Source organism: Bradyrhizobium sp. MOS001, assembly GCF_004634465.1.
Lineage (GTDB): Bacteria > Pseudomonadota > Alphaproteobacteria > Rhizobiales > Xanthobacteraceae > Bradyrhizobium > Bradyrhizobium barranii.
Window position 1 is genome coordinate 327,017 of record NZ_SPVJ01000006.1, and the last position, 8,046, is coordinate 335,062.

Here is an 8,046-nt window from a genome sequence, read left to right on the forward strand (position 1 = left end):
GTTTTCGTCGTCAGGGCAAGATGTCATCCAGATCCAAGGTCTTTACCGGCACCGTGGCGATCGCCGCGCTGTTCTCTTTGTGCTCGCCTGCACTGGCGCAGTCGGACGATGACCCCGAGATGCGGATCGAGCGGCTGGAGAACCAGCTGCGCCAGCTCACCGGCCAGAACGAGGAGCTGCAATACCGCAACCGCCAGCTCGAAGAGCGGCTGCGGGCGCTCGAGGGCGGCGCGCAAGCCGCGCCCGGACAGGTGCCGGTCCAGCCCTCTGTCGCAGCCGTACCGCCTGCGCAGTCCGCGCCGGCCTATCGCCAGCAGCAACAGGCCCAGCCGAATTACGAGCAGCCGCAGATCGCTGCTCCCGCGCCGATCGTTCAGGAGCAGCCGGCGCCCGGTGCGCCCGGCGTGCGCCGCCGCGGTGATTCCTTCGATCCGAACCAGAACCCGAATGCGCCCGGCGCGCCGCGCGCGCTTGGTGGCGGGCAGCAGCCGATGCCGGCAGGCGCCCCTGGCGGCGCGCCCGGCGGGCGCGCTGCCGGCGAGCCGCTCGATCTCGCCAACACCAGCCCGCGCTACCAGCAAGGCGTGCCGCCGGCAGCCCAGCCCGGCTATCCGCCGGCACAATCGGGCTATCCAGCGCCATCGGGCGGCACCGGCCTGACGACCCTGCCGCCCTCGGCAACGCCGCGCGACGAGTTCGACCTCGGCATCGGCTACATGCAGCGCAAGGACTATGCGCTGGCCGAGCAGACCATGAAGAATTTTGCGCAGAAACATCCGAGCGATCCGCTGCTCGGCGACGCGCAATACTGGCTCGGCGAAAGCTATTTCCAGCGCCAGCAATATCGCGATTCCGCGGAAGCCTTCCTCGCCGTCACCACCAAATACGACAAATCCGCCAAGGCGCCGGATGCCCTGCTGCGGCTCGGCCAGTCGCTGGCCGCGCTGAAGGAGAAAGAGGCCGCCTGCGCCGCCTTCGGTGAGGTCGGCCGCAAATATCCGCGCGCCTCCGCCGGCGTCAAATCCGCCGTCGATCGCGAGCAGAAGCGGGTGAAGTGCTGACGCGCGGCATTTGCGCCCTGACAATGCGGATCGCGCCGCGCTAAATAGTCTGGCGATGGCCTGGGCAGCGTCATGTCAGACGACGACAACTCACCGATCTCGGCGCGCGCGGCGAAGCAGCTCTTCGCCGAGCTCAGAAGCGCGCCGGCGCTGGTGCTCGCGGTCTCCGGCGGACCTGACTCGGTCGCGCTGATGTGGCTCGCCGCGCGCTGGCGGCGCGGCCTGGCACGCGGTCCGCAACTGACCGTCGTCACGGTCGATCACGGTCTGCGCCCGGAGGCGGCGCGCGAGGCACGCGAGGTCAAGCGGCTGGCGGCTGAACTCGGGCTGGCACACCGGACCCTGCACTGGCGCGGCGCGAAGCCGAACACGGGACTGCCCGCCGCTGCGCGCGAGGCCCGCTACCGCCTGCTTGCGCAAGCCGCGCGCAACGCCGGCGCGAGCCATGTGCTGACCGCCCACACCCGCGACGACCAGGCCGAGACCCTGTTGATGCGCCTTGTCCGCGGCAGCGGGCTTGCCGGGCTGTCGGCGATGGCGCGCCTCACGGAGCGCGACGGCGTCGTGCTGGCGCGCCCGCTGCTCGATGTCCCGAAATCGCAGCTGATCGCGACCTTGAGGCGGGCGAAGATCGGCTTTGCCGATGATCCCACCAATCGCGACACCGCCTTCACCCGGCCGCGGCTGCGCGCGCTGCTGCCGCAACTCGCGGCCGAGGGGGGCGACAGCAGGAGCCTGGCGCGGCTCGCAGGCAGGCTGGCGCGGGCCAATGCGGCGGTCGACGTGCTGGTCGATGGCGCCGAACGCTTCCTTCAGCTTCGGGCGCGCGGCGATGCGCCGCAGGCGGGCGTTCGCAGCTTCGAGGCCTCGGCATTTGTCAATCTGCCCGAGGAGGTCCGGCTGCGGCTCCTGCTGCGGGCCGTCAATGCCCTCGGTCATGAGGGGCCGGCGGAACTCGGCAAGGTCGAGACTCTCCTGGCGGCGCTCGATCAGGCCATAGCTGCAAGTTTGGCTGCAAGCCCCCGCGCAGCCGCAAATGGCCGGCCGTTCCTGAAGCAGACCCTTGCGGGAGCCTTGATCAGCCTTGCCGGGGGGCGTATCCACATCGCACCGGCGCCCGCCCGGCGGTCCAAGGGACGGATGAGGGCCGATGAGGGCGGATCATGACACCGGCCGTTTCGGCCGCGTGCCGTCAGGACACCTTAACCAGGCAGGAAAAACCCCGGGCAGATCGCCATTATTTCAGCGGGAATCGCTCTAAGATGGGATAAATAGTCCCATCTCGTTCCCTTGGCAGCGACCGGGGCGGCACCTAAATTGTATCCGTCTAACCAAGAGGATTCCTTGGGGATTTCCTCGCACTGACAAAGTAACTGCTACCGCCCAAGGATCAGGCCGCGATCCGCGCGACCATGAAGGAAGATCGATGAACGCCAATCTGCGCAATTTCGCCCTCTGGGTCATCATTGTCTTGCTGCTGTTGGCGTTGTTCACGCTCTTCCAGAATCCGGGTCAGCGCGCTTCCTCGCAGGACATCGCCTTCTCCCAGCTCCTGAGCGAAGTTGACCGCGGCAATGTGCGCGACGTCGTGATCCAGGGCCCGGACATCCACGGCACCTTCACCAATGGCTCGAGCTTCCAGACCTATGCGCCGAACGATCCGACGCTGGTGAAGCGCCTCTATGACAGCAAGGTCCAGATCACCGCGAAGCCGCCCGGCGACAACGTGCCGTGGTTCGTCTCGCTGCTGGTGTCCTGGCTGCCCTTCATCGCGCTGATCGGCGTGTGGATCTTCCTGTCGCGGCAGATGCAGGGCGGCGCCGGCAAGGCGATGGGCTTCGGCAAGTCGCGCGCCAAGATGCTGACGGAGGCCCATGGCCGCGTCACCTTCGAGGACGTCGCCGGCGTCGACGAAGCCAAGCAGGACCTGCAGGAGATCGTCGAGTTCCTCCGCGACCCCGGCAAGTTCCAGCGCCTCGGCGGCCGGATTCCGCGCGGCGTGCTGCTGGTGGGCCCTCCCGGCACCGGTAAGACCCTGATCGCGCGTGCGGTCGCGGGCGAAGCCAACGTGCCGTTCTTCACCATCTCGGGTTCCGACTTCGTCGAAATGTTCGTCGGCGTCGGTGCTTCCCGCGTTCGCGACATGTTCGAGCAGGCCAAGAAGAACGCGCCCTGCATCATCTTCATCGACGAAATCGACGCCGTCGGTCGTCACCGTGGCGCCGGTCTCGGCGGCGGCAATGACGAGCGCGAGCAGACGCTGAACCAGCTGCTGGTCGAGATGGACGGCTTCGAGGCCAACGAGGGCGTGATCCTGATCGCGGCGACCAACCGTCCAGATGTGCTCGATCCCGCGCTGCTGCGTCCGGGCCGCTTCGATCGTCAGGTCGTGGTGCCCAATCCCGACGTCGTCGGCCGCGAGCAGATCCTCAAGGTTCACGTCCGCAAGGTGCCGCTGGCGCCGGATATCAACCTCAAGACCATCGCGCGCGGCACCCCGGGCTTCTCCGGCGCCGACCTGATGAACCTCGTCAACGAAGCCGCCCTGACCGCCGCCCGCCGCAACAAGCGGATGGTGACGCAGGCCGAGTTCGAAGAGGCCAAGGACAAGGTGATGATGGGCGCCGAGCGCAAGTCGCTCGTCATGACCGAGGAAGAGAAGCTGCTGACGGCCTATCACGAGGGCGGCCACGCCATCGTCGGCCTCAACGTCGTCGCGACCGATCCGATCCACAAGGCGACCATCATTCCGCGCGGCCGTGCGCTCGGCATGGTGATGCAGCTGCCGGAGCGCGACAAGCTGTCGATGTCGCTGGAGCAGATGACCTCGCGCCTCGCCATCATGATGGGTGGCCGCGTCGCCGAGGAGCTGATCTTCGGCCGTGAGAAGGTGACGTCCGGTGCGTCATCCGACATCGAGCAGGCCACGCGCCTTGCCCGTATGATGGTGACGCGCTGGGGCCTGTCCGAGGCGCTCGGCACCGTGTCCTATGGCGAAAACCAGGACGAGGTTTTCCTGGGCATGTCGGTGTCGCGCACCCAGAACGCATCGGAGGCGACGGTCCAGAAGATCGACACCGAGATCCGGCGTTTCGTGGAAGAGGGCTACAACGAAGCGACCCGCATTCTCACCGAGAAGCGTGCCGACCTCGAAGCTCTCGCCAAGGGCCTGCTCGAGTTCGAGACGCTCTCCGGCGACGAGATCATCGACCTGCTCAAGGGCAAGAAGCCGAACCGCGAGTCCGTGCTCGAGCCGACCACGCCGCGCGCCTCCGCCGTGCCCCCGGCCGGCAAGTCGCGGCCGCGGCCCGATCCGGATCCCGGCCTGGAGCCTCAGCCGCAGGCGTAATCGAGAGGCGCAGATCGAATTGAAAAACGCGGCGGAAACGCCGCGTTTTTTGTTGGCCGATGTTGATGCAGTTGCGCTTCAAGCTCAGGTCTCGTGCCCCGGACGCAGCGCAGCGCCCCTTCGCCGGTGCGCTGCAGAGCCGGGGCCCATGTCTCCGCATCTTGCCGTGCGGCCTTCTGGGTCCCGGCTCAGCGCAGCAGCGTTGCACGCAGCAGCGCGTCCGGGACACGAGAGAGGTGCGCGTGTCGTCGCCACGAACTCCGTCATTGCGAGCGCAGCGAAACAATCCAGAATCTTTCCGCAGCGGCAGTCTGGATTGCTTCGCTGCGCTCGCAATGACGATGTGGAGGCGCCGTGCTCGCAACGAGGCTCCGGTCTCGTAGGGTGGGCAAAGGCGCACAGCGCGTGCCCACCATCTCGCGGCGCTCACGGTAGAAGCGGTGGGCACGCTTCGCTTTGCCCACCCTACGATATCTCACTTCGCTGCCGCTCCGGGCCTCTCACCGCCACGCTCCAGAAATCGCAGCACGTCGTCGCTGAACTGCTCGGGATCCTGCAGGAACGAGAAGTGACTGACCTCCGGCTGGATCAGCAGGCCGGCCCCCGGGATGTTCGCCGCCATGAATTCGGTGTTCTCGCGCTTGATCGCCTCGTCGTGGTCGCCGTCCACGATCCAGGTCGGAACCTTGATGGAAGCGAGATCCGAGGCCGTCCATTTCGGTTGGCTCTCCCACATTTTGGTAATCTCGGCGACGAAGCTCTGGTACTCGGTCGGGGTCGGCGACAGGCGCTTGTACTCCTCGCCGGCTCTCGCGATGTAGGCGTTGAAGACGTCGCTCGACGCGATGTCCGCAACGCCTGACGGATCCGAGTTCGCCGCGAAGGCGAACAGCTTGCTCACCCGCTCCGGGTGCTTCATCGCGATGCCGAGGCCGATGATCGCGCCGTCGCTCCAGCCCACGATCGCAGCTTTCCTGATCTTCAAGTGATCGAGCAGCGCGACCACGTCCGAGGCCATCAGATCGTAGCCATAGGGCTCCTGATTGCGGCTGCTGCGCCCATGCCCGCGGCTGTCCATGACGATGACCTGATAGTGCCGTTGCAGCGCGCGGACCTGGCGGCCCCAATAGTTGGCGTTGGCGAGGCCGCCATGGAGCAACAGGACGGGCTCGCCGCGGCCGAAAATTGCGTACCAGACCTTGATGCCGTTGACGGGCGCGAAACCGCTCTGCGTCGCCCTGGGCAGTGTCGGCGTCGGCGGCAGGTTCAACCATTGCGGTGCCGCATGTGCCGCGCTGATCGCGACCGTGACGACAAGCACGGCGAGAAGATTGCGAAACATTATGATACGCCCTCCGGTTCGACCGTCCGATATTAGCGCACGGCAAGTTGGGGGCGTCACGTCGCAACACGGTCCACCACCGAGACGTGAAGCCTCGTGATCTCCGTTGCCAGGCAGATGGTGTCGATGCCACAACGCAACGTCCGGGCTCAAATGGGGCGCGCGCTTGGTCTGACTTGTGTCATCGCAACGCCTGCGATCGCGAGCAGCCCGCCGGCGATCAACTTCGGGGTCATGCGCTCGCCAAGGAACAGCACGCTCGACGTCAAGGCGAACACCGGAAGCAGCAGGCCGAACGGCGCGACCCGGCCCATGGAGCAGCGGGCGATCAGCCAGAACCAGAGGCCGAACCCGACAATTCCGCCGATGAAAATCGTGTAGGCGAGCGCCAGCCAGCCGCGTCCATCCGCCGTGACGAGGCTCGCCAGTTGTCCGTATTCGAGCAGCAGCGACATCAACATGACCTGCGGCACCGTGAACAGCGACGACCACCCCATCAGCATCAGGGGATCGAAGGGGCCGTAGCGCTTCGTCAGGACGTTGGACACCGCGAATGCGAAGGCCGCCCCGACCACAAGGAGCAGCGGAAACCCGTTGGCCGACAGGCCAGGCTCCGCTGCCAGCACGACAACGCCGGCGAATGCGAGCAGCACGCCGGCGGACGTGGTGAGAGACGGCCGCTCGGCGAGCAACGGCCAGGCCAGCAGGACGGTGAAGGGCGTGGCGAGCTGATACGCGACGGCCGACATGCTGCCCGAGCCGAGCCCAAGACCGACATAGAACAGCCCGAAGTTCAGACCGCCCAGGAAGATCGAAATGGCTGCGACAGGGCCGAGCTGCTGGCGCGTGGGCCTTTTCACGAACGGAACGAGCAGCAGCGCGATGGCCAGGAAGCGCAGCGCGAGGAAGAACAGCGGCGGAAACTCCGCAACGCCCACCTTGATGGCCACGAACTGATAACCCCAGAGCAGGGGAACGGCTACCGCGCACACGATCTGGATGGCAGACATGGCATCTATCCTTTCAAGACCGATCGGTCCAGATATTGGCGCACCAGGTGCGGAGGCGTCCGGGGTTTTTTGACCTGATTGGCTTGCTACCTGACGAACCGGTCGAGAAGAGCGTCAGCGGTGGCTTGCGATGTGGCCCGCGCCGGCGCCGTCTTGCCGACCACGCGCAGGCCCTCGACGAAACAGACCAGAATTTTGGCGGCACTCGCGGGATCGACACCGTCGGCCAGCTTGCGCGCCACCTTCGCGCGGGACAGGGCATCGGCCACCCGGACCTCCATGTCCCTGAAGAAGCCCGCGACGCGGCGACCAATCTCGGCATCCTTGCCGGCCAGCTCCATGGCCGTGGCCACCAGCAGGCAGCCGCGCCGGCCATTGGCGCCGCTGGTGCGGTCGACATAGCCGGCAAGATAGGCCCGCAGGGCGTCGACCGGCTCCCTGCGGGGAGCGAGCTCGACATCCATCCGTGTCACGGCATCGGCAATGTAGCGATCGAGCGCGCGCAGGAAGAGCGAGTGCTTGTCGCCGAACGCGGCGTAAAGGCTGCCACGCGAGAGTTTCGTGGCCCGAAGCAGGTCCGGCAGCGCCGTGGCGTGATAGCCGTGCGACCAGAACACCCCCATCGCGCGTTCGACCGCGGCGTCCACGTCGAAGCTTCGGGGACGGCCACGGGGCGACTGCACTGGGGTTTGGCGGCTCATGATCGATATATAGACCGATCGGTCTATATATCGCAAGTGCCTGTTTCGGAGCAAAAGCCGGCGTCAGCTTTGAACGCCGAAATGGCTGTTCAGGGCCGATTTTGTTGCAAAAGTCAGTTGAGACGAGCCGGCAAGCGTGATTCCGTTGTGATGACGCGAATCGCGACGAGGTCGATCCATGATGGGCCGTCTGAAGAGTGACCAAGGTCAACTGTTCTACGAGTTTCATCTCAGCGATGCGGTTCCCGAAGATCATCTGGTGCGGAAGATCGACACTGCTCTCGATCTGTCTTGGCTTCGCAGCGAACTAGCTCCTCATTATTCGTCCATGGGTCGCCCGTCGATTGATCCGGAGCTGATGATCCGGATGCTGATCGTGGGGTATGTCTTCGCGATCCGCTCGGAGCGGCTGCTTTGCCGTGAAGTGCAGGTGAACCTCGCCTATCGGTGGTTCTGCAAGCTCGGTATCGAGGATGCTATCCCGGATCATTCGGCCTTCTCGCGGGCCCGCAATGAGCGCTTCCGCGAGGGAGATGTCGTTCGTCGCGTATTCGAACATATCGTCGAGGCGTGCATTGTGGCC

Annotated in this window: 7 protein-coding genes; 4 read left to right on the forward strand and 3 right to left on the reverse strand. The window is 65.9% G+C overall.

From position 1 onward, the window contains the following. Nucleotides 1–20: 20 nt before the first annotated feature. From ybgF to ftsH, 3 genes are all read left to right on the forward strand, one after another. Nucleotides 21–1,061, forward strand: a complete 1,041-nt coding sequence (gene ybgF / locus CT676_RS12570; protein WP_166344448.1) for a tol-pal system protein YbgF — start codon at nucleotides 21–23, stop codon at nucleotides 1,059–1,061. Nucleotides 1,062–1,133: 72 nt separating this feature from the next. Then, entirely contained in the window at nucleotides 1,134–2,228 is a 1,095-nt protein-coding gene (gene tilS, locus CT676_RS12575; protein WP_135214769.1) for a tRNA lysidine(34) synthetase TilS, read from the forward strand. Nucleotides 2,229–2,487: 259 nt separating this feature from the next. Beyond that, nucleotides 2,488–4,410, forward strand: coding sequence for an ATP-dependent zinc metalloprotease FtsH (ftsH, locus tag CT676_RS12580; RefSeq protein ID WP_071909744.1), 1,923 nt, complete (start codon nucleotides 2,488–2,490; stop codon nucleotides 4,408–4,410). Nucleotides 4,411–4,885: 475 nt separating this feature from the next. Here the strand turns inward: ftsH and CT676_RS12585 are convergent, their stop codons facing one another. The 3 genes from CT676_RS12585 to CT676_RS12595 all read right to left on the reverse strand — a co-directional run bounded on the left by CT676_RS12585 (nucleotide 4,886) and on the right by CT676_RS12595 (nucleotide 7,463). After that, a complete protein-coding gene (locus CT676_RS12585; RefSeq protein ID WP_167768040.1) occupies nucleotides 4,886–5,752 on the reverse strand; it encodes an alpha/beta hydrolase in 867 nt (288 codons plus the stop codon). A 149-nt stretch (nucleotides 5,753–5,901) separates the two neighbouring features. After that, nucleotides 5,902–6,762 (reverse strand): EamA family transporter, encoded by an 861-nt coding sequence (locus tag CT676_RS12590; RefSeq protein WP_135214771.1) that lies wholly within the window; start codon nucleotides 6,760–6,762, stop codon nucleotides 5,902–5,904. An 86-nt stretch (nucleotides 6,763–6,848) separates the two neighbouring features. After that, on the reverse strand, nucleotides 6,849–7,463 hold the full coding sequence (locus CT676_RS12595) for a TetR/AcrR family transcriptional regulator (protein WP_175617999.1): 615 nt from the start codon (nucleotides 7,461–7,463) through the stop codon (nucleotides 6,849–6,851). 178 nt (nucleotides 7,464–7,641) lie between these two features. On the opposite strand from CT676_RS12595, the gene CT676_RS12600 reads away from it, so the two are divergent. Next, nucleotides 7,642–8,046 (forward strand): transposase (locus tag CT676_RS12600; protein ID WP_135214773.1); only part of this gene is annotated, 405 nt, incomplete at its 3' end.